Here is a 25522-nt window from a genome sequence, read left to right as displayed (position 1 = left end):
GAAAGAGAGTCGGACACTCACAAGGTATCCGTCTCTTTTTATGTTAGTAGGGTGTCTGTCACTTCCTGTGCAGAGGGAACGCCCCCATACTGAATGAAGTTTCACAATCTTTGTTAGCTTGATGGCTGCGTGGCAAGACTCCAGACACCTTGCTTCCCTATACTCATACAAGAACGGTAGATAGGTTATACTTAATTAGACATTGAAGATGAGGGCTAGTAGAATGATAAACGATGAGTGAGGATAATCTACTATGTCTAACTAAAATAAACTTTTATCACAAAGAATAAATTCTTACGATTTCCAGCACGATTTCGTTAAAATAAACACTTATTATTTCAACAGCCGCTTCAACATAATCCCGGATTTGATCCAATATAACCCGGGATTTTTCTATGCCCAAAACCGCTACTAATCCGAAGGGAAACCCGCTTCTAATCCAATATTTTCCCCGGTGGTGGACCAGGCGTGATCCTTTGATATACCTTGTTTTACCCATGCCTTTCCAATGGTTTTTCAATGCCATTCCAATCGTTTTTCCTGAATATCCAAGGACCGCTTCTATACGCTGTTCTTCCGTCTTTCCTCTTAATTCTTTTATCTATTATCTCTTCTCTCCACTATCGTAAGACTTTATTTAAAAACCGAAAAAAAGGGAAAAAATAGGTGGAAAGTAGCGAAAAACGGAGGAATGCGGGTTTGGGGCGGAGAAAAAACCAAGAGTTTTTTAAGGTAACTTAGTTAGAAAGAAGAATTAAATTTGGTTCGTAATATTTAATCCATATTATGAAGTATGGAGATAGGAGGAAAGAAAGGCGATGCGTGACTCGGAAATTTGTCTGATTAAAACACTTTGAATATAGGGTAAAATTGACATAGGTTATAGAGATTGTGAAGTAGTTTTCTTAAACTAAGGACAGTATAGTGAAAGAAGACAAGCCACTTTTGCTCCATAAATTTGATTAACGTAAAATGATATTTATGATTAAAATTTCTCTGCTAATACCCTAACTATGGTTAGAGGGTACAGTGCGAGTAAAATCAGGTTCTTAATAATTTTATCAAGTATCAAGCAAAATAATTTAGTGACGAAAAGAGGACAGTACCAACATGGAAAACGTATCACATATAGATAAATTAGAATCAATAAAATCCTTCCAATCGACAATCGGAAAATCCGAAAAGGCCTTGGCTCAGATGACTCAGAAAGGTGCAAGTACCACTTTAATAAAGAAACGACTCAAAGCGCTTTACATTGGCTTAGCCATACTAGAAAACGTTTGGAATCACAGACCCCATCATTACACACAGGAAGATTTAGCAGAAGCTCGCCATGTCCTTACTGGTTTATTCCCATCAATTGAGAACATTTATGCTAAGTCAAAAGCAGGTAGTCCTCAAAGAACGCTTTTGGAAAGAAGAATTAAATCATTGGAATTAGCCGTTCAAGCGATTGACGATCTTTCCAATGAATAATTTATCTAACTACATAGAGTAACAGGTGCGATTATTCAATAAGGGTAATCGTATCTTATGTTAATGGGCAGAATTGTTTAGTAGAGACATAAAGAGCTTTTATTGGATTGTATAACTAAGTAGAGAAAAATAACATGTTAAAATTGAATCAGAACTTATTAGGAGGGGTTATTTTGAAAGCAGAAAAAAGCTTAAGGGTTTGTGAAAAAGGACATAAGTATTACAAAAGTAGTGATTGTCCAAGTTGCCCTGTTTGTGATAAAGAGAATAAACCTGAAAGTGGCTTCCTATCTAAACTAAGTTCACCTGCTAGAAATGCCTTAGTTCACGAAAGGATTGATACTTTGCAAAAACTCTCAAAGTATACCGAAAAAGAAATTTTAAAAATCCATGGTATTGGACCAGCTTCCTTACCAATTATGAGAACTTCATTAGAAGAAGAAGGTTTATCATTTAAAGCGTAATAGTGTTGTCTAACTAAAATAAGCACTTGCGAATTCGGGGTCTTTTTCATGCAATCCCTTGTCCTGCTTATCTTTTCTCTATTATGGAAAAAAATATTCCAACTCTGATGGTGGAATGCGGGTTTGGTTTTTTTGTGGAGGGGGTTCTCGCAATTATGCAGGACAGGAGATATTTGCGTTAAGGTATAGGTTTGCATATTAGTGTAAGATACGACTTAATAATATAAGAAAATCAGTGATAGTTTTGTTATTCAGTAAAGATATTGGAATAAAGTAACTTTCATGTAGTCAAAACGAGAAAAATCTGCTATAATTGCAACTTGGTAACCACTCGAGGGGTTACCAACTTAAGTTTTGCAGCAGAAATCAGGTATTAAAGCCTTGATACAACTAGCTGCAGTTAAACTAAAACATCACTTGCTCCAAAACGAAGTCTGTGCCTAGTGAGAATTGTTTTTTTCAACTGCGTGAAGAACGCCATCGATTGAGCCAAAGCAATTTTCAAATCCATCACTGACTTCATCGCAAAGCTGATAGCACAAATCGCCAAAAGTCCGACGATCCTGATTCTGTCATCGTTCCACTCCATCAACAAGTACCATGAAAAGACAATGGAGGTGTGCGACGAACGCATCGTAATTGTTGCAATGGAACTCTTTTGCAAGGAGAAGCAGCGACACGGCCGATTTGAAGAAAACCTCCATGCTTCAGCGGATGCCATCTATTCGAATGATTTCAGCAGCGCAAAGGGTCATACGGTACTGAGTGCAGCCAGCTATTCGCTTAGCTTGTTGCGGTTTTGTACGAACACGGAACCATGGTTTAGACCGGGTTTTTTTCGGTGCGAAGCCAAAGTTAATAAACATATTTATTAAAGAATTATCTAAAAGGAGAATATTATCATGAGTAACTATAACGCAGTATCAGCAAGAAATACGGAAAATGCTCCAAACGGTAACGGTCTATATTCACAAACTGTAGCTTTCTCTCATTACAATTATCTTTCAGCTCAATTACCTTTGGACCCAAAAACTGGTAAATTGGTAGCTGGTGGTATAATGGAGCAAGCTGAACAGAGCTTTAAAAATATCAAGGCAATTGTAGACAGCATCGATCATGTTATGAGCGATATCGTTAGAATCACTGTATTCGTTAAGGATATCAAAGATGTTGACGCTGTAGACGAAGTTTATAAAACGTTCTTCCCAACCTATGTTCCTTCACGGACAACAGTTGCAGTTGCAGCTTTACCTATGGATGCTTTGGTACAAATTGAAGCAGTGGTGTCACACGGTGAAGGTACAATTCCTAACGCACCACAAGCAGGCGACCTCATTAAGCTTACAAATAACACGGCAAATGCACCAACAAGTTCTTTATCTACACAAACAGTGTCTTTCTCGCATTACAATAATCTTTCAGCTCAATTACCTATCGATCCACAAACTGGAAGATTGGTTGCTGGCGGTGTAAAAGAGCAGACTGCACAGGCTTTAAAAAATATCAAGGCAATTTTAGAAAGTATCGACGTTCCTTTTGATGATATTGTTAAAATCAATATTTTCCTTAAAAACCTCTCGGATACTGAAGCCGTAAATGAAGTTTATACGACATTTTTCCCAGACTCGGCTATCGCTAGAGCCGTAGCCTATGTCCCTGCACGGACAACAGTTGCAGCTTCAGCTTTACCTATGGATGCTTTAGTACAAATTGAAGCAGTGGTTTCACACGGTGATGGTACACCTCCACAAGCTGTTGAAGATAGACATGGAATCGTTATATGGGCAAACAACACTGAAAATGCACCAAAGAGTTCCCTATCTACACAAACTGTAGCGTTCTCTCATTACAATCACCTTTCAGCTCAATTGCCTTTGGATCCAAAAACTGGTGAATTGGTAGCTGGTGGTGTAAAAGAGCAGACCGAACAGAGCTTGAAGAATATCAAGGCAATTGTAGAAAGTATCGATCACGCGATGGACGATGTGGTTAAAGTAAATATCTTCCTTAAGAACATTGCAGATATGGATGCTGTAGACGAAGCTTACAAAACATTCTTCCCAGGCGGTGTTCCTGCAAGAAGAACGGTTGGCGTATCAGCTTTACCTAAAGATGCTTTGGTCCAAATCGATGTAATTGTAGCAAACGCTGAAGGAACACCTCGAAAAGCATAACAGGCATTTATTTGTAAATACAAGTTACTTGTTAATGCCGATGGTGAATCCGAAATCGCATATCCTATTCATAAAAAGGGGCTGTCTCAAATGAAAATTGAGACAGCCTTTTTTTAACAGCGCAGATGAAAAAACATCAAGATTTTAGCCGATTATGGCAGAAATCTTGATGCTTTTTTAGTTTCCGGGCATATATCCCTATGATAGTCCAGGCGTGACCCCTTGATACTTGCCTGTAGGCTAATAATAGGGGGAAAGGCTAGGAGTAGAAGAGATGACGGTATTTTTCTGTGAAAGAACTTATAACTAATCCAAAACTATTTCTTAATTCTGGATTTTAATTTTTTAAAAATTTAATATTTACCATTGCAATTTGGATTTCTAAATCGTATAATATAAATAAATTAGTGATTTGGATTTGCAAATCGATTTATAAATCCAAAGTGATTAAAGAAAGGTGATAATGATGGACCAGAAAAATAAGCATAAGCATGATGTTATGGAGGTTAATTGGGAACAACAAAAAGTGCTATCGAATCCTCTGCGATCAAGATTGGTAGCTTTGCTTTATGAACAACCAATGACACCTAAACAAGCAGCGGATTTAGTGGGAAAAAACCCTGGAACTGTTTACTACCATATTCAACAGCTTTTAAAGCACGATATTCTAGAAGTTGAAAGTGTTAATACTGAAAAGGGGATTGTAGAAAAATTTTACAGAGCTAAAGCTACGTCATTTAAGAATCCAGAGAAAGTATCTCCACCGGGATACGTTGATGGTAAAACTGCAAATGTTTATTTGTCTAAAAAGCTTGTGGCTCAGTTAAGTGAAGAGTTAGAGGACCTTTTCTTTAAATATGGCCATTTATCTTATAAAGAAAAGGATAGTGAGGAACAATTACCATATTCTATAGAACTTCTTATAAAAGAATCCAATGAGGAGGAGGAGAAATGACGAAAAAAGTAAAGCCATTTATGGTTGAAAGAAACTTTTTAATATTAATGACAGGTGTTTTTATTAATGGACTAGGAAGTGGTATCTACTCAGTTGCGGGGATGTTGCTTGTTTTAAATTTGAGTGGCAGTGTGCTCTATTCTGGTTTTGCATTTTTTGCGATAACTTCAGCGAGTGCATTGTCTTTTTTAATTGCCCCATTAGCTAACTATGCTAAATATAGAAATGGTTTGGTATATAGCAACCTTATCAAAGCGATCATTTTATTCACAATACCATTGTTAAACTACACGATTGGATTAAATGTTTGGTATGTAATTATTTTGCTATTTATCACCGCATTATTTACACAATATACGTATCCAATCGAATCAACCATATTACCAATCATTGTAGGTAAAGATCATGTGGTTGAAGCGAATGCCTATTTACAAACGATTCGTGAATCGATGGATATTGCTTTTATTGCAGGAGCAGGTATTATCATAACATTCATTGGTACGGTTCCGGCTATTTCAATTACTGCTATCTGTCTCGTATTAGTAACCATCTCGTATGCATTTTTCAATTTCCAACAACCAGATATATCTAGAGAAAGTTCTCAGTCTATTGGATCTGCTGTTAATTTTTATTTTATAGATCTTCGAGCGGGTTTTAACTATATTAGAAATTCATTAGTTCCTAAAATGATTTTTTCTATCGTCTTTATTAACATTGCAATGGTTATCATGACAACGAATTTACCTGCATTTTCACTTGCAAAAGGTAATGGTATAGAAGCCACGTATGGATTTTATCTGGCTTCCATGTCACTAGGAATAATGATTGGTACGATTATTACTCCAAAGCTAAAACATATCAATTTCGGAAAATTAGTTATCATTACATTTATTGGTACAGGTATTATGTGGATGGGCACCTCCACTTTACCATTAATACCATCCATGATTTTATTCAGTACAGGTGCAATCTCTATTGGGATACTAAACATTCTTGTATTTTCATCCATACAGAAACAGGTAGAAACAGCATATATAGGACGGGTAATCACCTTGATAAGTAGTGCAGCAGCTATAGGAATGCCTTTGGGTTCTCTAGTTGGTGGTGTTTTAGGTGAAACATTTACACCGGAAATCCCAGTTATGATCTGTGGTATTTCGATGATTATCTTCAGTATTTTTTGGTTAAGTAGTTCCGTTTTACGTAAACTTCCTGATATCGATAATGTGAATCTTTTTAAGCATAGTGAGACGAATCAGTTAGAACATGAAAATATATAAAAAGTCTCCTAAATGGGGTTGAAAGTTTTTGTTAATGAATAATAGATTAATGGCATCCATTATACTCACTACGGACCAGCATATACTTAAGCTAAATGGCGCTTTAGCAATGTAAATTTATATTGTGTTATCCTTATTATCTGAGGGAGTTCAGTTTACACTCCCAAAATTAACTTGGAAGAGTGATACTCAACTTCCACAAGAGAGGACTAGATTAAATCCTCTCGTTTTGAGTGGTTTTTAATCTTTCATTGCTCCTGCTTCTCGGGAAGTCATTGCACCTTTTCCTTCGCTGACATCTTTCTGAATTTCTTGTTTTACCTTTTTAGCATCTGTTCCAGCAAATCCTGGTTTCAAACTAGAATTCAAATTCTTTTTAGCTTGTTGATCTTTTTGCATACAAGTCCTCCTCAATTTATTGTTTAATCATCATATTGTTTACAAAAAAAGATACGCTATACTTTCGATGATGATAAGGATTGAATTGACAGTATTGAGTGCCTAGGATACGGAGGCTTAATAGAGAGATTCAGTCCTTCTTTTTAGACATGTAATAGGTTAATAATCCATTTGTGATGATTAAATAACTTAACATACTAATTTGCTGATTCGATATTAAACTCGATGCCTATAAACGAATTAGATGAGGAATAGGTGGACCAGTCAAATTTGGAATGAGCGTTCAAACAATTTAACTCGATTCTGTTTTTTTTACAGCATACCTTTCAAAAGAGTAGGGGATGAAGAAAGTGGTAATTACCGGTATTATAACTTTGATCATAGCGTTATTGGTATGCTCTTATTTTTACACGAATATAACTTATATAAAAAAACCATTAAAAGAGATGTACAAGGCAGGATTTACTGAAAAACAGATGAAATTAAAAGATGGCACCATATTAAACTATGGTGAAGGTCCAAGTAATGGAAAAATACCACTACTATTAATTCATGGTCAAGGTATGAATTGGGAAGATTATGCAAAGGTGTTGCCTGGATTATCAAAGCATTATCATGTTTACGCTGTGGATTGCCATGGACATGGTGAATCTGATTGGAATCCTGAGAAGTATAAAGCTAAGGTAATGGCAGCGGATTTCGCCGAATTTATTGAGGTGGAAATTGGTGAGAAAACAGTTGTATCTGGTCATTCATCAGGAGGCATGATTGCAGCATGGATGGCGGCACATTATCGGGAACTTGTACTAGGTACTGTGATTGAAGATTCGCCTTTCTTCTCAACTGAACTAGATAGACGGGAAAACACTTATGTTTGGGTATATGGGTTTCAAATGTATGAAGACTTTAAGAATCAAGACGAAGTAAAAGATTACTTCGTATATTCCTTGAAAAACAGTTACTGGAGAAATATGTTTGGAGATTTTCTTTGGAACAAATTTTCGAAGGATGCTATTAGCTATCATGAAAAACATCCAAATGAGCCAGTACATTTAGTTTATTTGCCTCCACAAATCAATCGAATGTTTGAAGCTGAAACATATCCATTTGATCGCAAATTTGGAGAAACATTTTATGATAACACATGGTTTGAAGGTTATAATCAGGCAGAAGTTTTGTCAAAGATTAAAAGCCCCACAGTGTTCTTAAAAGCAAATACTACTTATGATGGTAACTTATTGGTTGCTGCGTTATCAGATGAGGATGCTGATCGAGTAGTAGAGTTATTAGAATGTGGAATAAGAATTGATATTGATACCCCTGGACATGATATCCATTACGATAAACCAAAAGAGTTTACGGACACGCTGGTTCGTTTTTTGGAAGACAAGCAATAAATATAAGTAAATTCCTCCTTTAATGATCGTTTTGACAGTAATCATAAACAAGGACATAAATGCAGCCATTTTTTCATAGTATATTTTGGAGGTGAGAAAATGGCAAGAGTAGCTTACCGAGAAGCAGACGTTGACTTGATGGCAAGGATGATGAGGGCGGAAGCTGAAGGCGAAGGAAAACAAGGAATGCTATATGTTGGCAATGTAATTGTTAACCGTGCTATAGCAGATTGCCCTGACTTTAATGATTTGAGAACAATTGAACAAGTTATTTTTCAAGTACAAGGAGGAAATTACTCTTTTGAAGCCGTGCAAAAAGGCAATGTATTTTATCAAAGAGCAAGAGAGTCTGAAAAGAGATTAGCAAGAAAGAACTTGGAATCTTGGAGAGATCACCCAGCGCAATATGCTCTTTGGTACTTCAATCCATATGCTCCGTGTCCCCCAACATGGTATGACCAACCGCTTACTGGTCAATTTAAACAACATTGTTTTTATGAACCAGCGCCTGGAACATGTGACAGTGTTTATTACGGATGATAAGTTTGCTCTTAGAGGCATCTGAATTGAACTAACTGATATAGAGTTAAACAAGGCGATCATTAATTGGTCGTCTTGTTTTTGTTTAAAAACACAATAATTTTTATAGAATATAATGCTATTTTAAAGCGAGGAGATATGCAGTTAACGACGCCCTAGTCAAAATAAACATTGCCAATCAGTTTGATAAAAAGTGCTTAAACATGGTATAAATATAGTAGAAGCAGGGATATCTTGCTTTTTATTTTGGGGACAGGGGTTTCACCTGATGTCCCATAATGAGAGGATTCGAATTTGAAAATGAAAGATAATTTTTGGCGTGATTTACCACGACCGTTTTTTATACTGGCACCAATGGAAGATGTGACGGATGTTGTTTTTCGTCATGTAGTGAGTGAAGCAGGAAGACCTGATGTGTTTTTTACAGAGTTTACAAACACAGAGAGTTATTGTCACCCAGAGGGAATCTATAGTGTGCGCGGGCGGTTGACTTTTACAGAGGATGAACAACCAATCGTGGCCCATATATGGGGGGATAAGCCCGAATATTTTCGGCAAATGAGTATTGGTATGGCAAAACAAGGTTATCGGGGTGTGGATATCAATATGGGCTGTCCTGTACCTAATGTGGCCACAAAAGGGAAGGGATGCGGTCTTATCCGTCGTCCAGAAGTTGCAGCAGATATCATACAGGCAGCAAAAGCAGGAGGTTTGCCAGTAAGTGTAAAGACAAGGCTTGGTTACACTAATGTAGACGAATGGCACGACTGGCTAACACACATATTGAAACAAGACATTGCTAATCTATCCATTCATCTTCGTACAAAAAAGGAAATGAGCAAAGTAGATGCTCATTGGGAACTGATTCCGGAGATTAAGAAACTTCGTGATCAGGTGGCACCAGATACACTTTTGACAATCAATGGGGACATTCCTGACCGTCAAACTGGTTTGGAGCTTGCTCACAAATATGGTGTTGATGGAATTATGATTGGACGTGGCATTTTTAATAATCCATTTGCCTTTGAAAAAGAACCGAGAGACCATAGCAGTAAGGAATTTTTAGATCTCTTAAGGTTGCAGTTGGATCTCTTTGATAAATATTCAACAGAATTAGAGCCACGTCCATTCAAACCGCTTCGTCGCTTTTTTAAGATATATGTCCGCGGGTTTCAAGGAGCAAGTGCATTGCGAAATCAATTGATGAGCACAGAGTCAACAGATGAAGTGCGTGCATTGCTCGATAACTTTAGATGAAAGCATGTTGATAGTACAAGGGGACGGGAGATGTGTTCCACTTGTACTGGAAAAAGGATTAGAATATGCAATGGTACTCATATTACGATGCGGGTTAGCTTATTAAATTCACTTTAAAACAACAGGGGAGAATAAATGAAGCATGCATTAGTAGTTGGTGGAACAGGAATGTTATCAAGTGTGGAATTCATTTAACATGCGAACCAATAGATAATAAATAATTATGTTTTACCAGAATGGGGAGTTTTATGGACAAACTTGTTGAACTTAAAAATATAAGTAAAGTCTATACGAATAAAAATGTTTTACGCAATATTTCACTTACCATCAACAAAAAACAAATCTTAGCAATTCTAGGTGGAAATGGGACTGGAAAAAGCACCTTATTACGAATGATAGCGGGTATCGAACGACCAAGTTCAGGAAAGGTCAATTATCCTAACAAAAATATTAAAATTGGATATGTACCCGAAAGGTTTCCTAAAAACATTCGATTTACCCCAAGTGAATATTTACTTTACATGGGAAGGATGAGTGGAAATTCAAAGGGGTATCTAATTCAAAAAATTGATGATTTATTACATCGCTTCCAACTAGATGGACTGAAGAATCAACGAATCATGGAATTATCAAAAGGTAGTATTCAAAAAGTTGGACTTATACAGGCTATCCTGCAGAATCCCAACCTATTAATTTTGGACGAGCCTTTAGCTGGTCTTGATTCCGAAGCACAGGAAGCGTTAGTGAAAATCATAGGAGAATTGAAGCAGCAAGGAAGCACCATATTATTAACTTATCATGAATCTAACATTTTTGAATCAATAGTAGAAAACACTTTTTATTTAGATCATGGAAATATTTCAGAGATAGAATCTATTAAAAAAGAAACTATCAAATTACTAGTAGTGAGAAATGTAGAGAAGTCACTGGTTAAAGGTTGGGAAGAGATACTTCAAGTAGAAGAAAAGGACAAACAACTATCACTTTATGTTCCAGTAAAAGAGAGTGATGTTGTTCTATCAAGAGTTTTACAATTAAAAGGGAGTATTGAGGCTGTATCAACAGTAAAATTAGATGATGATATGGAGAGAATGATATGAAGGCCGTAATAAAATATAGTTTACACGATTATCTTCGTTCCCATAAGTATTTTCCACCTATCTCAACATTCATTATTTTGATTTTCGTCTATTATTCTTATACACCGAATCCAATTATCGATAGTTATGCTGTAACGTCATTAATATTATATATTATTTCTGCATGGGTGTGTATTAGTGTATTATCACTTGACCCACCTGTTCAAAGACAACTTATGATTCTTCATATTGGTGGGGAGAACAGATATTATCTGTCTAAATTAATTACTGTATTGTTAATTTCTATTATACTTACTGCTTATGCTTTTGTGTATCCGATTTTATTTACTATGTTTAATGGATCTGTAACGCTAACGATAGGACTAGTTGCCATTGTAAACCATGTTTCTTTATCCATATTAGGAATTTGTATTGCAAGTTTCTTTAGCAAAATAATAACGGAAAGTGCTGTTAACTCATATGGTGGACTAGCTCTCACTATCATCATTTCTATAGCTGCTCTAGGAATCTATGATGCCCTGCCATCATATCTTAAAGGCATCGTTTGGATAATTCCCCCAGCAACCATTACACAAACACCACTAATTAATTGGGATGGTGACAATGTTTTGGATCTTTCCTTTTTTCCATTTATTTGGGTAATAATTTACGCACTATTACTTTTGTATTTGTTCTTAAAGTTAGCAAGGAGATTTCAAAAATAAACCATAGAAATACTGTATAACTTAAAGTAAGGGTAGTTAATATTTAAACCAATATCTCCCTGTTTTAAAGTCCACCCATTTCTAAAAAGTCGATATCAACTGTCAAATGGTTGGTAAAGAATGGGGAGAAAAAAAAGAATACCCCAATGCTGATTAGATTGACTTCCACCACCAATCATACGGTAGGTTTCCAATTAAAAACAATACAATGCTGGTTGGATTCAGTAGTGATTCAGTTAGCTTTTTCTTAATATTCCTTCAACCTCTTATTCAATAAGGGTTTAATCACTCCCTTTTCATTATCCAATCCAGTTGTTATTCTCACAGGATACGCGACGAATTGGTAGAAGGATAGCAGGTAAAACAGCTGGAAAAACAATTCAAAATTTGTTTTAATCATATATAAAATAATGTATAATGCGAATATTAATGGCGAGGTGGATATAATTGAAGAAAGTTATTATCTTTACGTTCGTTCTCATTCTCGGTATTTTCGGTTTTTTTATATTAAATGATCAATTTAACGAACAGGGAAACAATACGAAGCAGAAAACGGTGGACCAGCAGGAGCAGGATAAAGATAATTATATTGATGAAGCTAATAACGAAAATAAACCAGATAAAGCCGGGGAAAACGCTGAACGTAACAATGGGCTTGCAACAGAAAAAAGGTTTCAAATGTATAAAGAGGAAGGCGTAAATCCATTCGGGGATAATCTTAAAAAAGAGGATTTAACAGATGACGATATCAGGTTATACATTCACGCAATGTCGCATCAGAAAGTGGAAGCCGAAGAAAAATGGGGTTTTTATGAAATACATGAAAAACGGATAAAGTGGCTTCTGAAAGGTCTAGAAGAGGCAAGTAACTTATCAGATAAGGAAACTTATAAAGATATATTAACAAAATGGGATGCTGGAGATTTTTCAACTGCAGATAAAGATCATAATGTTATCTGGGAAATGCGAGGTGGCGAAGAATCAGATGATTCCATCGGAAAAGCAACACGTGTATTGAGTAAGCAAGAAGAAGAGGAATACCTTTATATAATGAAATAAAAGGGCTGATTTTTTTCAGGCTTTTTTATATCTAATTTTTCCATAATCTCGCCCGTTAATTGAACTTAGATGGATCAATCTGAGTAGTGGGTAAGTATTTAGTAAAGAAAACTTTCACGCTTTGCCACGCATCAAATTGTGCCTGTGAGTTATCTTTCGGATTTCCTCCAAGTAATAATTTCATTCCTTTCCCAAAGGGGGACACGACAGATTGTGTGGTTGGTAATCCAGGAGCTACAAAAGAGTGTCCTGCCTTAGGAAAATTGATATGTTCATAGTAATATGGATGGTTGTGTTCTTTCAAACGGGTTATCACTTTTTCAGACAACAAATCAGCTGGCCATAACTGGTCATCGCCTCCTGAAATCAAGAGAATAGGACCATGGATATCTTCGACTTTAATCTCAGCATGTTTCTCACCCATTGCCCAATATTGGTAGGTTTTCCGCCAAGATATTGGTTTCCCTATATGCATTGTCTCATTAAATTCCCTAACAACTTCTTTTGGTACCTCACCATAAGCAAATGGTAACGATTCCCCTTTAAATTGCCATGAAGATACTCCATGTGCTGATTGGCTGATTCCTGGGTAAACAACTCCACTAGGTACATAACCTACAACTGCCTTGATCGAAGGAAACATTGAGGCACTTAAAAGCGCTAGTTCACCACCTTTAGAAGTTCCGAATATGCCTATTTTAGTAGAGTCTACATTTGGATTATCGCTTAACCAACCTATTGCTTTTTCAATATAATCTAAGGGGATATTTACTAGCTCTTTTGGTAAATTTTCAATGCCGAAATAAGCCAAAGCTAACGTATTAAATCCATATGAAGCCAACAATGCTGCATTGCCCTCTCGCAATCCACCTTCAGATCCCCCTAATACAATAATGGTGGGGAGTGACTCGCTCTCAGAATGGCAAAAGAATGTTCCAACCAGCCCTTGTTCACGTATAGGAAACCTATCCATTTTAGGGGAAACCACATGACGAATGACGGAAGTGACTGCCAAGACCTCTTGCTCTCTTACTAGAATTAGTTTTGTCTTCAATGGCTTTAAAGGAGTTTTCCTCTTTGGTTTATCATTTGATATAGGAATCATTGACCAAAAAAGTCCCGTTACATCAGGAGAAAAATAGGTTCCTGATATAGGCTGTGCAGTTGTTAAATTAATTTCCCCCTTGCTATCAGACATAAACTCCGCAAAGGACTCCCAATTAGTACCTAGGTTGTCACACATTTCGGCTTTTAGCGTTACAATCTCACATGGCGGAAGATTAGTGATAAGGATTTCCAGTGATGTATCTATTAAGGAACTGTTTTGTGTAACATAAATCGAAGGATTCATCGTTTTTCCCCCTTGTATAAATTGTGCTTTGTTCTATTGCAATTTAAACTTAATCATGAACGAATATAATGATTCAATCTTCAGCACTCTGGCTCGATTCAGGAACAAGCCTTTGCAAGAACTGCGCCTGATTGTTTAATAAGTGGATTATTTTCTTTTTTTTAAATCGAAATATAAAATACATAATTATAATTGCCAAAAGTGAAACCATTATGGACCAACGAGTGATATTAAAAAAATAATCCGGATAAGAAATTTCCAAAAATGAAGTCATTCCATTCACATCTGTTGTACTTCTTTGCCTAGGAAAAAATGTAAATAACAACGAAAAAGAAACAACAAAAGAATATATTCCTGTTTTTACTAAAAACCTTTCCACTGAAAGTCACCTCTTTATTATGAGAATCTGGCCCGTTTGAATTGTAAAGTCTATCTAATAAACATTTAATTCTTGAGATTATTGCCCTGTTTGTTTTTGTACATTTTATAGGCGATTCCAATTGGCCTTATAAAAATTAGTAAAAAAAAGAACATTAAACCATAAATTTTTCTCAAAGGAACTTACACTATAAACTATTATAATGGCTGTAATTCCAAGAATAATGTCAGCTATTAAGTTGTGCTTTTCAGATTTAAACATTGAAACCACTTCTGTATATTTTGCTATCACTCACAATGTCACCCCTTCTGAACTCTAAAGTATTGTTCAATTAAGTGGCTTGCTTATTTACTAATTTTTATCTAAAATCAGAAGTAGATTACTAATTGCCCATAGGAAAACTGCAATTTGAGTTATGATATAAAACGAAAGTTCAACTGGTGTTAGCTTTCTTTCCTTCTTGATTTTTTTAAAATGAAAAAAATAATAAATTGCACATATGAGTAAAACTACCCCTGATAATTGATATATGTTTTCTAATAAGCCAATCAAAAAAATCTACCTCTTTCTTCCATAAAATGACCCGATTCTGGAGGGCGCGATCTTATTCGATTATCGCGCCGTTAATTTAATAAAAATTTAATCATTCGGTTTATCAGCAATATTGGATAATGCATTTAATATTGCTTTGTTTTGTTTCTCGAGTAATTTTATTTTCCTCATATTCATTAATGTAAATACAGTAGTAAAAATAATAAATAAAATAATTAATATTGGTAAAGTGTCGGTAACAAGTTCCTTTAATTCATCTGTTTTACTAACGGTTGGCATTGGTTGTGGTTCCGCCTCTTCCATACGTTCTTTTGTCCAATATTCACTTGGTTGCTCTTCTTGTTGGGATTCAATTTCTACATGATCACTCATATATTGGTAATCAAATATCATTACCAATATAATGCTTGAAATACTCAAGAACGTTACTAACACGAAGACACATGTGAAGAATATAAAGGTTCTTTTAATAATCTTCACCCCCAAGTTAATCACAATTAGCCCCGATTCTAAAGGATACACTTATTCAAAAATCACGACCGTTTGTAGAAAAACATTCAAATTTCCAGTTAATATAATATGTTTTAATCTGAGTCTAGGTTATTTTTAATAAACGTGATAATGATGGTTACCAATGTATATGGTATAGAAAAGACAAGAAAATTAGGTAGACTTCTAGAAAGTATAGGTAACCAAATTACTAACATTAGCACATTCACCAAAACCAAGGTTATGACCGTCCGTACCCATAAACTATAGTTTTTCAATTTAATTCGACGGTCCAAAATTGTAGCTAGTGCCCCCATAATTAAAACAAAAAATAATCCAAATAACGATACAGATAAAGTGTTTTCCTTCACGACAAAGCTAATATAAAAAACAACCACAGATAAAACAGCAAAAATCAAAACACTAACCCACATTTCAGTTTTTATTGTCCATTTCATATTTAACCCCACTTAAAATAAATTTGTTCTACAATCTGGCTCGAAAATGAATAACGTTATTCTATAATTGCGCCGATTGTTTTGCTTGATCTTTATTAAAAATACCAACCAATAAAATAATAATTCCTATGATGAAAATTATCGGAAAAGCATATAACAGTAGCATTGTTGCCCAAGGGTTTCCCACAATTAAAGAATAAGTTATACCAATCGAATATGCTAGGGGCAAAGCAATCGGTAACATAATTGCAATCCCCCATATCTTGTATTTAGCTTTTTTTGACTTACCAATACTAAGTAAAGAAGCTATGGATATGGTTAAAAACGTGATTAAATAACCCAGATACAATGGTGAGATCATAATATCTTGTTTTCCAAAAGAACTGTAAGGAATTATTATAAATGTTGCAAATCTCAGCCACGGCACAACAAAAAGAATCAACAGAATAAATAGGACAGCCAATATAACAATTCTCAACTTTTTGTTCATATTAACACTCTCCTCTGACAACGATAATTCGTACTCACAATGGGCTCGAATCTACAAGATTAGGTGCTATTCCTTACTTCAGAATTGCGCCCGTTTGCTGAAAGCTTTTTAACCTATAAATCTTGTGATAGACGAACCATATCTCTGCACTGAATACCGTTTTCAATGATTTTCTCAGAATAATGCCTAATGAAAAAGTCAATATCCACATCAATTATTCTAAATCCGCACTTTTGATAAAGAGCCAGTTGTCCTACACTTGAATTTCCAGTTCCAATCTCAATTGTTTTGTAGTCTTTTTTCTTAGCCACACTTATTGCATTCAACACCAACCGTTTGCCTATACCTCTACCATGCTGATCTTCAATAACAGCAACATTCACAAGTTCCACTGTCTGAGGTCTTGTTGGAAGTAATACATAGACTCCAATAGTTTGCTGATCGATTTCAGCAATAAAACATTCACCCCTATTGGCATACTCTTCAACAATTTCTCTGGAAGGGTCAGCCAACAACAACAACTCCATTGGAAGTTTTTCATCTTCGTTAATTTTCCTAATATCGATTGTCATCTTGTTGAATTCCTTTCTTTTTTCTTATATGTTGCTACACAAAATGGGCTGATTCTTGCGTAAATTTTATTAAGAAATCGCGCCCGTTTGTTGTATGAAAAACTCATAATAATTTGGACATATAGTACTCATTAAAAGGTTTACCGTCGATTAAAAGCGAGTTTCTTTTTGTCCCTTCTACCTCAAATCCAGTTTTCTTATATAATGCTAAACCAGCTTTGTTTTCAGTTACTACAGTTAATTCTAATCGCGATATATTATGCTTTGACGCCCACTTAGTCGCTTTATTAAATAACTCTGTTCCTATTCCTTGTCCTCTACAATCTTCTAAGATACCAATTACAATATAAGCTGAATGCATTGTTCTCTTGGCACTTCCACCCATAACAATTAAATATCCTACTAATTTGCCTTTTATTTCAGCTGAAAATATTGTTGAATTATTTTGCTGTTCTATTCGTTTCAAATGATTTTTTTGTTGTTCGGGAGTAGTTTTTCTTTCTCCAGGTTCCATAAGCATAAAAGTGGATTGATTCTCAACTTCTTTGACTAGTTTTATAAAGTTATCTGCATCATCAATTCTTATTTCCCTAATTAGCATAACAATTTCTCCCCCTCTACAATATGGCCCGCTTGTTGAAGTCAGTTCTTATTTAAAATTAATCAATTAGTGCAACTAGTATAACATTTATAATTAAAAATACGTAAGGCTTTTAACTTTAATCATCTAGAAGATATGAGTGGTAATCATCTGTCATTTACTGATGCATTTCCATGGGCGTAATCAAGAAGAAAGTGAATAGAAATAATAAGAGAAAGGAAGGTATGTCGCTTTATTAGCGTGACGTGATTTCCACGTAATGCTTCATTGGATTAATCGTTATTCATGATAAAATGATATACAGTATATGAACAAATGGACTTAAACTAGACGGAAGTATACCAACTGAAGGAGGGACCGACCTATGCCAGAACATGAAAATGACTCATTTCGTGATATGAATATAAAAGAAAAGATGGCAGCAGTTGCCGGAATTGCACTTCTCATTATTCTGGTAGTAGGCTTTGTATTTGGGTTATATTTCTTTGGGATGGTAGGGGTTTTCGAATTGCTCGGCGTTCAGTATAAATCTATCTGGTCATTGGTTGTTTTTGTTGCCAGTTTCTTTATTTTAGGCGTCATTGTAGAATTGTTTTCCAAACCAATTTTCAAGTTGTCCGTCCAAAATATAACAGGAAAAATAAAGGTATTTTTTATCAGAATCAGTTTTGAAGGCGCGACGAATTGGCTAGTGCTGTTTACAGTGGATGAGTTTATGAAAAGTATTACACTTTCCTTGAAGACAGAGATTATTACCGCATTGCTGCTTGCCATACTAGAAATTGTTTTCGATGATGATAAGGATTAAGTTGCCAATATTGGTTGCCTACGTTACGGAGCTTTTTTTAGTTGATGAGTATGCCACTGATCATAAAAATTCCTTTAATGATTAGAAGGGAACACCTTCTAACATAGTTAATCATCGAAATGCTGTAGACTTACTAAGGTTAAGTTCGTTCATCACTTCTTTTAAAGTAATCCCTTGTTGGTACTTTACCAGTTCTAAAGCAAGCAACCCTCTTTTCAATACTTCATTCTGCACCATCAGATCACCTCATCACCTGACAGTAGATGTTTTATATTTTTGATACAAAATATATCGGTGGTGTTTCATTATTTGAAACCTCAACGAAATAATTTCTCGATTTTATATATAGAGGCTGCATTTTCAACACCCTCTATATATACAAGGCGAAAAAATAGTGTTATTCATTCAGGTCTGGTTCAATCCAAAACTGTGACCATTTTTCGATGTCTCGGATAATGGGTTCCATGGATTTTCCTTTTTCTGTTAATGAATACTCAATAATCACGGGTGTTTCTGGGATAACCTCTCGTTTAACTATTTGTTGATTTTCTAAATCTTTTAATCGATCAGATAAAACTTTACCACTTATACCAATTGCAGACCGAATTTCACTAAAATGTTGGGTACCTAATAACAATTGATAAATAACCAGTGTGGTCCATTTTTGACTTAGTAGTGAAATGGCTTTCTCAAACTTTGGGCAAATTGTTGGTTGTGTCACTTACTTCACCTCTCTTATTCATACTATATCACAAAAGATCACATGTTAACAAAAGAAAACTTTGTTACTTGACAATACATTAATATAATAATATACTTCATTACATAAAGTAACTAAGTGAAAAAAGGGGAGCACAAAATGAATAAAAACGAAATTGGGAAAGTTATTTTAAGGGTAGTATTAGGTCTTACATTCTTCATGCATGGTTTATCAAAGTTCCAGGGTGGCATTTCAAATACAGTAGGATATTTTGACAGTCTTGGGATCCCTGGGTTTCTTGCCTATGCAGTTGCTGTTATAGAGTTAATTGGCGGTATTGCTTTAGTTTTAGGTATTGGAACAAGAATTGTTTCTATATTATTTGGAATGATTATGGTAGGGGCTATTTTTACTGCAAAACTTCCAGCTGGTTTTCTTGGCAATGACCAAATGGCAGGATACGAACTTGAACTTGCATTACTAGCAATGTCGATTTACTTTATATTAGCTGGTAAATCGGTAGTATCAATTGATCAAAAACTATTTAACTCAAATAACAACGAGGAGGACTAAAATGGGATTTCATAGTAAACCAACAACATTTGTCGGTCACGTCAAAATTAAGGTAGAGAACTTAGAAAGGTCTATACAGTTTTATCAAGAAATACTTGGATTCGATATTTTAGAACAAACACCATCCAGAGCAAAACTCACAACGGATGGAAAGACAAGCATCTTATCACTAGAACAACCAGAAAACGTGATACCAAAACAAGGAAGAACAACTGGCTTGTATCACTTTGCACTTCTATTACCCAAAAGATCTGATTTAGCCAATATCGTGGTTCACTTATCAAAAAAGGGCATACGTTTCGGATCATCTGACCATCTCGTCAGTGAAGCTTTGTATTTACATGATCCAGATGGAAATGAAATTGAAATTTATATCGACCGAGATTCGTCTGAGTGGACTTGGAATGGAGAAGAGGTTGCAATGACTGTCGATCCACTAGATTTTGAAGATCTATTAAAGTGTATCGAACCAAGAAACCTCTGGAAAGGGATGCCTGAAGACACGGTTATGGGTCATATCCATTTACATGTTGCCGAATTAGAAAAGATAGAGGAGTTCTATGTAAAAGGGCTTGGATTTGATGTGATCAATCGCTATGGGGGGCAGGCGTTATTCCTTTCCACTGGTAAATACCATCATCACATTGGGGTTAATACATGGAATGGAGTAGGGGCACCAAAGCCCCAAGAAAATAGTGTTGGTATGGAATCTTTCACACTTATTTTGCCTAATGAAGAAGCAATTAAAGAAACGATTGATAACTTGCAGAGTATTGGAGTACCTGTAACAGAAGAAGGTGTGCGTCGTATCACTTATGATCCGTCTGGAAATCGTATTGAGTTAGCTGCTTAAAGATAGAGGATTGTCTACAAAAAACAGAATGGCATTGAAGCGGGTATATCCACATTTGCAGATAGAAGCCCAGACTCCCTTACCGGAAAAACTGCCTGACGAAGCAGTTTGCCTATTCGAGAATTTTGCCACATTAGATTTAAATTCAGAAGTGGATTCCTTACAATGTAGACAATTGTAAGTAGAATGAATGGAGTCTTAAAGACAAATCTTTATCTATTTTAGGCGACAAACATTGATGAGTAAACAATGTTATTAATTATATCACTAGAACCATTTTATCCAAGTCACCTTACTTAATTACTAAAATGTTTTAGTTTAATACACTTTATTTCGTCTAAAATAAAGCTATCTCATCTAAAGGAGCAAAAAACATGCAAACAATCTCAGGAAAAGTGGCGTTAATTACAGGAGCAGGGCGTGGAATTGGACGTGCAACAGCAATCGCTTTTGCGCAAGAAGGTATTCACGTAGGTCTTGTTGGACGTACGCTTGAAAATTTAGAACAGGTGCAAGAGGAGCTTAAACAGTATGATGTGAAGGTAGCGATCACTAAGGCAAATGTAGCGGATTTAGATTCTATTACCAAAGCGACAGAATCAATTCGTGGCGAGCTTGGCGCAATCGATATTTTAGTAAACAATGCCGGCATTTCAAAATTCGGTAATTTCATGGACTTAACACCTGAAGAATGGACAAATATTATCGATGTCAACGTAAAAGGTGTGTACTATACAACACGTGCAGTATTACCGGAAATGATAGAGCGAAACACAGGCGACATCATTAATATCTCATCAACAGCTGGTCAAAAAGGTGCACCAATAACAAGTGCATATTCGGCTTCAAAAGCTGCAGTTATCGGCCTAAGTGAGTCATTAATGCTTGAAGTGCGTAAGAAAAATATTCGCGTTACAACGTTAACACCAAGTACGGTTGCAACAGATATGGCTGTTGAGTTAAACTTAACAGACGGCAATCCAGAAAAAGTGATGCAAGCAGAAGATTTAGCAGACTTAATGGTTGCCCAGCTAAAACTTCATCCACGTGTTTTATTAAAACATGCTGGACTTTGGTCAACGAACCCTTAAGAGAACCATTCGAAATATCAAGGCGCTATCCGATGTATCTTGGGTGGCGTCTTCCTTTTTAAAATAAAAGGTTCTAATAGGAGTACTGCCAAATTTATCAAATGAACGGCATCACGAAGAGCTTTCATTTTTATTACGAAAAACAATAAGAGGTGTATTTATGAAATTCGATGAGTTTGCAATTGGACAGGTGTTTGAAACGAAGTCTGTCAAAGTAACAAAAGAGAATATAATGGGATTTGCAGGAGAATTTGATCCTCAATATATGCATTTGGATGAGGAAAAGGCAACGCAAGGGATTTTTAACGGCATTATTGCTTCCGGAGTACATACGCTAAGCATTTCATTTAAACTTTGGGTGGAACAAGGTATCTACGGTGATGATATCATTGCTGGAAGAGGAATGAATAATATTAAATTTATAAAACCAGTTTATCCTGATGATGAATTGCATACCATTGTTGAGGTCATTGATAAGAGAGAAGTAAAAAAAGAAACTGGAATCATTACTGTACTGTTATCTACTTACAATGATAAAGGAGAAAAGGTATTTAAAGGTGACCTATCGGCATTGATTAAGCGATAAAGCGTCATATTTTGAAAGGCTGTTTTTTTGATTGAATCTTATTGTTTCGACTAACGAGTGAAGAATGAAATAAAGAGTTACAAATATGACAGCTCATATTAAACTAACAAGAGTTTAGTTGAATGAAAAGTAAAAACGGGGTGCTTTTTATATAAGGTATAAAAGTTGTGTAATAATGTCCTGGTCTAAACTATAATTTTTGCTTTAGTTTGTTTAATAGGAAGAGAAGAACAGTACCTATAATCACACTCATTAGAATGATCACAAAAAGTAACAGGAAGACCGAACCTATACCTGGATAAAGCTCTTCATATTCAAGAAAACTTTGTCCATCTTGTTGAACGATAAAACGGGCGATCTCCAAATATGCTATTGTTTATTTATGGATACGTGGTATTAAATAAGGACAGCGATCGCTGTCCTTATTTTTTTGCAAGTATTTTTGATGGGAAATGGCTAATATAAATATTAACGATATAACGGGTAAAAACACTATACTAATAAAAAGAGGTGAGCGTATGAAATTATTCTTTATTGCTAGAGGACGTAGGATATAGTTTTCAAAAGAATAGTAGGAAACTAGGGGTATCTTTTATGATGTTCTTGATTATTCTATTTTATAATTGGTCAAAGAAACCTTATAAATGGAATAAAGACAGCAAGAAAAGTCGCTTCTTGTCCTAACTGGTGCGTTAGTTTAAAAAGAATGATCTAAATTATTATGAATTAAGATATACGACATAGGGCGCGCTAACCGAATAAAAATTTGCCATAATAGTTACAGGTTGTTGAATATTCTAAGGAGGTGACAATTTGGTTAATATATCGAAGTCATTCTTTTATCTGATTTGGGGTTTACTTATAGGAATTATAATTGTGAGTATGCTCCGAAATGGAGAAGTAAATTGGGGAGTTGTTGGTTATACGGCTGGCACAGCTATCTTGGCTTTCCTTGTTATATCCGGTATTTACTTAGCTGAAAAACAGAATACTAATTGAACACTGTTAAATAGTCGGGCGCGTTTGTTTAACATCAAAGGCTTAATTTATTCACTAAAAATACGGGAGGAATAAGGCTTTTTGTCTTTCAAAATCCATAACGTTGTAAATCGTTACCTCCCTGGTGTTACCCCATCGTAAATGCACTGGAAACAAGTGGTAAGTATGGAACAAATAATACTAAAAAAGCTCGTGAGGAAAGAATTATTGCACAGTATATGTTTAGAAATAGATAAGGTAGTTTCAAATTTTTCCGATTTAAACCGTACCCAGTTTGGCAAAGAAATCAGTGGAAAGAGAATTAAAAAGACGGATTGAATAGTATATCTTCCGGTATAATTATGAATGAGCAAAAGAAAAATTGGCTTGAGTGAGTCCAGTCGTATACCGAACTCAATCCAACCAATCAGCTGCATAATAAAAACTCTAACATTTTGGGGTAATCACCAAATCATCTCAATTTTTTTGGATATTTTATCACGGGGCTTGCAATTCGACATGATATCGATATCGATCCCCTCTGTAAAAGAACTCAGCATATTCAATGAGTTGGTCTTGTTGATCCTTTGTTACTCGTTGAACATATAATAATGGGCTGTTTTTTTCCACTTTTAAAACTTTAGCCATTTCCTCATTCGCAATTATAGATTCAATTGTTTCTTTTGCTTTTGTAACACCGTATCCTTTTTCCCGAAACAACTGATACAAGGAAACATCTGGTGACTTGAGTTCTTCAGCAGATAAAGAAAGAAATGGAGGACAATATACACGTTGAAAACCAATGGGAATATCGTCTATCAAACGTAATTTTTCATGACAACTAACCATGGTTCCTTTTCTTAAATCAAGTTGTGAACATACCAATGGACTTGCTGGAATACCCTTTTCAAACGAAATCAATAATGATTGTACAGAATGCTCGTTATTTTCCTCCGAAAAGCTTAATAAGGTTTGCAATTGCAATGATTTTTTTTGACTCATAACAATTGTACCTACACCATGAATCCGTTCAACATATCCTTCTTCTACCAATAATTTCACTGCATGCCTCAAAGTAATGCGACTAACATTATACATTTCTTGTAATTCGGGCTCTGCTGGTAACAGATCACCAATGAGATAATACTCATTGGTGATCTGTTGTTTTAATTTCTCGTAAACCGTTAAATATTTAATTTTATTCATTCGTATTTACCATATTTGCTAACGAATTTGATAACTCTACTAAGTCGAAATCATTAGCAACTTGTACAGTTTCAAACAAAGACACAAAGTTTTCATCGGTTAAATCCACAAACGAACCAACCATAGCTCCCACAATTGTTGCAACAGTATCTGTATCATATCCAATGTTTACAGCATCAATCACTGCTTGTAGTGCATTGTCCTTGTTTAAAGCAACAATTCCAAATGCGCAAGGTACAGCTTCAGAAATATGCAAGCCACTTCCCACTACTTGTGATAACCGACGCAATTTTTCTTCCTTTGTTCCAATGCCATTTACTATGTCATACGCTAATCGTATACGTTCTACAACACTCGGACCTGCTACTTCACGGGAAGTATATTTTGCTTTTGTTTCTCCACGTAAAGCTCCATAAAAACCTGCGCTTAAGGCATCATCAATTCTTGCATTAGGTGCTAAAGAAGCACTTGTAGTGGCAGCTACCGCACAAGCACCGGAAATTGCCAATGAATTATCATGTGTTACTTGTGTTATTGTAATCGCAGCATCAATAGCGCCTTCTAAATCATTAGGATATAAAATACCAGCCGGCGCAATTTTCATTGCTGCCCCATTTGTTGCTTTTGATGCATAATCTACGGTTACTGCCCCTGGTAATGGTTTCATTTTTAATGAAGGGTCTTTATACATTGCTACCGCACTTCGGGTTGTAGGACCTGCAAAGCGATCAAAATACCAAGGAACATTTGACCAATCTAAGATAGCTTTAATTACAATTTCTTTATCAATAACTCCGTTATTTTCCAAAATAGCTTGACATAGAAAATATATTTGAGAAAAATCATCTGTTACTTGTCCCTTTTCATTTCCTAGTGCAAATGCTGTTTCTCCAGGTTTTTCAAATTTAGTCACTGGTTGTCCAAATTGTGTCCGGATTTGATCAAACGATAGGTTTTCAGTTGCTGCCCCCATCGCATCACCAATCGCTGCCAAACCAAGCGTTCCTTGTATTTTTGAGTTTAAATTCAT

The 25522-nt window shown here is 35.5% G+C and carries 29 protein-coding genes; 17 read left to right on the top strand and 12 right to left on the bottom strand.

What is annotated here, in order from left to right:
- Window positions 1–277 precede the first annotated feature (277 nt).
- Complete coding sequence (locus JOC34_RS17100) at window positions 278–526, bottom strand: hypothetical protein (RefSeq protein WP_205137987.1); 249 nt, start codon at window positions 524–526, stop codon at window positions 278–280.
- 584 nt (window positions 527–1110) lie between these two features.
- Here JOC34_RS17100 and JOC34_RS17095 point away from each other — a divergent pair.
- The 5 genes from JOC34_RS17095 (at window position 1111) to JOC34_RS17075 (ending at window position 6349) form a co-directional block, all read left to right on the top strand.
- Window positions 1111–1476: a hypothetical protein gene (locus JOC34_RS17095; protein ID WP_205137986.1), complete on the top strand. Its 366-nt coding sequence runs from the start codon at window positions 1111–1113 to the stop codon at window positions 1474–1476.
- Window positions 1477–1649: 173 nt separating this feature from the next.
- Window positions 1650–1940 carry an RNA polymerase alpha subunit C-terminal domain-containing protein gene (locus JOC34_RS17090; protein ID WP_205137985.1) on the top strand — a complete coding sequence of 97 codons (291 nt, stop codon included), beginning with the start codon at window positions 1650–1652 and terminating at the stop codon, window positions 1938–1940.
- A 902-nt stretch (window positions 1941–2842) separates the two neighbouring features.
- Entirely contained in the window at window positions 2843–4114 is a 1272-nt protein-coding gene (locus JOC34_RS17085; RefSeq protein ID WP_205137984.1) for a RidA family protein, read from the top strand.
- Between the two features lie 466 nt (window positions 4115–4580).
- Window positions 4581–5069, top strand: a complete 489-nt coding sequence (locus JOC34_RS17080) for an ArsR/SmtB family transcription factor (RefSeq protein ID WP_205137983.1) — start codon at window positions 4581–4583, stop codon at window positions 5067–5069.
- Window positions 5066–6349 (top strand): MFS transporter, encoded by a 1284-nt coding sequence (locus JOC34_RS17075; protein WP_205137982.1) that lies wholly within the window; start codon window positions 5066–5068, stop codon window positions 6347–6349. Before JOC34_RS17080 ends, JOC34_RS17075 begins: the two co-directional genes overlap by 4 nt.
- A gap of 240 nt (window positions 6350–6589) precedes the next feature.
- Here JOC34_RS17075 and JOC34_RS17070 read toward each other — a convergent pair whose 3' ends face one another.
- A complete protein-coding gene (locus JOC34_RS17070; protein ID WP_205137981.1) occupies window positions 6590–6748 on the bottom strand; it encodes a hypothetical protein in 159 nt (52 codons plus the stop codon).
- Window positions 6749–7089: 341 nt separating this feature from the next.
- Between JOC34_RS17070 and JOC34_RS17065 the strand changes: the two genes are divergently transcribed.
- The 6 genes from JOC34_RS17065 to JOC34_RS17040 all read left to right on the top strand — a co-directional run bounded on the left by JOC34_RS17065 (window position 7090) and on the right by JOC34_RS17040 (window position 12805).
- On the top strand, window positions 7090–8145 hold the full coding sequence (locus JOC34_RS17065) for an alpha/beta fold hydrolase (protein WP_205137980.1): 1056 nt from the start codon (window positions 7090–7092) through the stop codon (window positions 8143–8145).
- A 99-nt stretch (window positions 8146–8244) separates the two neighbouring features.
- Window positions 8245–8685: a cell wall hydrolase gene (locus JOC34_RS17060; RefSeq protein WP_205137979.1), complete on the top strand. Its 441-nt coding sequence runs from the start codon at window positions 8245–8247 to the stop codon at window positions 8683–8685.
- A gap of 300 nt (window positions 8686–8985) precedes the next feature.
- Window positions 8986–9942 carry a tRNA dihydrouridine synthase gene (locus JOC34_RS17055; protein ID WP_205138018.1) on the top strand — a complete coding sequence of 319 codons (957 nt, stop codon included), beginning with the start codon at window positions 8986–8988 and terminating at the stop codon, window positions 9940–9942.
- 248 nt (window positions 9943–10190) lie between these two features.
- The gene (locus JOC34_RS17050) at window positions 10191–11042 is read left to right on the top strand and encodes an ABC transporter ATP-binding protein (RefSeq protein ID WP_205137978.1); all 852 of its coding nucleotides are present in this window, start codon (window positions 10191–10193) and stop codon (window positions 11040–11042) included.
- On the top strand, window positions 11039–11746 hold the full coding sequence (locus tag JOC34_RS17045; protein WP_205137977.1) for a hypothetical protein: 708 nt from the start codon (window positions 11039–11041) through the stop codon (window positions 11744–11746). Before JOC34_RS17050 ends, JOC34_RS17045 begins: the two co-directional genes overlap by 4 nt.
- Before the next feature lie 447 nt (window positions 11747–12193).
- Window positions 12194–12805 (top strand): DUF6241 domain-containing protein, encoded by a 612-nt coding sequence (locus tag JOC34_RS17040; protein WP_205137976.1) that lies wholly within the window; start codon window positions 12194–12196, stop codon window positions 12803–12805.
- 55 nt (window positions 12806–12860) lie between these two features.
- On the opposite strand, the gene JOC34_RS17035 is transcribed toward JOC34_RS17040, so the two are convergent.
- From JOC34_RS17035 to JOC34_RS17010, 6 genes are all read right to left on the bottom strand, one after another.
- A complete protein-coding gene (locus tag JOC34_RS17035) occupies window positions 12861–14156 on the bottom strand; it encodes an acyl-CoA thioesterase/bile acid-CoA:amino acid N-acyltransferase family protein (RefSeq protein WP_205137975.1) in 1296 nt (431 codons plus the stop codon).
- A gap of 1018 nt (window positions 14157–15174) precedes the next feature.
- The gene (locus tag JOC34_RS17030) at window positions 15175–15480 is read right to left on the bottom strand and encodes a hypothetical protein (protein ID WP_205137974.1); all 306 of its coding nucleotides are present in this window, start codon (window positions 15478–15480) and stop codon (window positions 15175–15177) included.
- 191 nt (window positions 15481–15671) lie between these two features.
- Window positions 15672–16034 (bottom strand): hypothetical protein, encoded by a 363-nt coding sequence (locus JOC34_RS17025; RefSeq protein WP_205137973.1) that lies wholly within the window; start codon window positions 16032–16034, stop codon window positions 15672–15674.
- Window positions 16035–16095: 61 nt separating this feature from the next.
- Window positions 16096–16524, bottom strand: a complete 429-nt coding sequence (locus JOC34_RS17020) for a hypothetical protein (protein ID WP_239544533.1) — start codon at window positions 16522–16524, stop codon at window positions 16096–16098.
- Between the two features lie 113 nt (window positions 16525–16637).
- Window positions 16638–17096, bottom strand: coding sequence for a GNAT family N-acetyltransferase (locus JOC34_RS17015; RefSeq protein WP_239544531.1), 459 nt, complete (start codon window positions 17094–17096; stop codon window positions 16638–16640).
- A 103-nt stretch (window positions 17097–17199) separates the two neighbouring features.
- A complete protein-coding gene (locus JOC34_RS17010) occupies window positions 17200–17697 on the bottom strand; it encodes a GNAT family N-acetyltransferase (RefSeq protein WP_205137972.1) in 498 nt (165 codons plus the stop codon).
- A gap of 364 nt (window positions 17698–18061) precedes the next feature.
- On the opposite strand from JOC34_RS17010, the gene JOC34_RS17005 reads away from it, so the two are divergent.
- Complete coding sequence (locus tag JOC34_RS17005; protein WP_205137971.1) at window positions 18062–18505, top strand: regulatory YrvL family protein; 444 nt, start codon at window positions 18062–18064, stop codon at window positions 18503–18505.
- A gap of 111 nt (window positions 18506–18616) precedes the next feature.
- Here the strand turns inward: JOC34_RS17005 and JOC34_RS22030 are convergent, their stop codons facing one another.
- Complete coding sequence (locus JOC34_RS22030; RefSeq protein WP_275577711.1) at window positions 18617–18742, bottom strand: helix-turn-helix domain-containing protein; 126 nt, start codon at window positions 18740–18742, stop codon at window positions 18617–18619.
- A 160-nt stretch (window positions 18743–18902) separates the two neighbouring features.
- Entirely contained in the window at window positions 18903–19226 is a 324-nt protein-coding gene (locus JOC34_RS17000) for a winged helix-turn-helix transcriptional regulator (protein ID WP_205137970.1), read from the bottom strand.
- Between the two features lie 138 nt (window positions 19227–19364).
- Here JOC34_RS17000 and JOC34_RS16995 point away from each other — a divergent pair, with 138 nt between their 5' ends.
- The 5 genes from JOC34_RS16995 to JOC34_RS16975 all read left to right on the top strand — a co-directional run bounded on the left by JOC34_RS16995 (window position 19365) and on the right by JOC34_RS16975 (window position 23307).
- The gene (locus JOC34_RS16995; protein ID WP_205137969.1) at window positions 19365–19778 is read left to right on the top strand and encodes a DoxX family protein; all 414 of its coding nucleotides are present in this window, start codon (window positions 19365–19367) and stop codon (window positions 19776–19778) included.
- 1 nt (window position 19779) lies between these two features.
- Entirely contained in the window at window positions 19780–20631 is an 852-nt protein-coding gene (locus JOC34_RS16990; protein ID WP_205137968.1) for a VOC family protein, read from the top strand.
- A 374-nt stretch (window positions 20632–21005) separates the two neighbouring features.
- Window positions 21006–21722, top strand: coding sequence for a 3-ketoacyl-ACP reductase (locus tag JOC34_RS16985; protein WP_205137967.1), 717 nt, complete (start codon window positions 21006–21008; stop codon window positions 21720–21722).
- A gap of 160 nt (window positions 21723–21882) precedes the next feature.
- Complete coding sequence (locus tag JOC34_RS16980; RefSeq protein ID WP_205137966.1) at window positions 21883–22308, top strand: MaoC family dehydratase; 426 nt, start codon at window positions 21883–21885, stop codon at window positions 22306–22308.
- Window positions 22309–23121: 813 nt separating this feature from the next.
- Entirely contained in the window at window positions 23122–23307 is a 186-nt protein-coding gene (locus JOC34_RS16975) for a hypothetical protein (protein ID WP_205137965.1), read from the top strand.
- 477 nt (window positions 23308–23784) lie between these two features.
- Here JOC34_RS16975 and JOC34_RS16970 read toward each other — a convergent pair whose 3' ends face one another.
- Both JOC34_RS16970 and JOC34_RS16965 read right to left on the bottom strand, forming a co-directional pair.
- Window positions 23785–24492: a GntR family transcriptional regulator gene (locus tag JOC34_RS16970; RefSeq protein WP_239544530.1), complete on the bottom strand. Its 708-nt coding sequence runs from the start codon at window positions 24490–24492 to the stop codon at window positions 23785–23787.
- On the bottom strand, window positions 24485–25522 hold the full coding sequence (locus JOC34_RS16965; RefSeq protein ID WP_239544528.1) for an ADP-ribosylglycohydrolase family protein: 1038 nt from the start codon (window positions 25520–25522) through the stop codon (window positions 24485–24487). Before JOC34_RS16965 ends, JOC34_RS16970 begins: the two co-directional genes overlap by 8 nt.

Origin of the sequence: Virgibacillus halotolerans (genome assembly GCF_016908515.1) — a bacterium.
Classification (GTDB): Bacteria; Bacillota; Bacilli; order Bacillales; family Amphibacillaceae; genus Virgibacillus_M; species Virgibacillus_M halotolerans.
The sequence above is the reverse complement of the archived record's forward strand: the minus strand, read 5'-3'. Positions and strand labels throughout refer to the sequence as shown.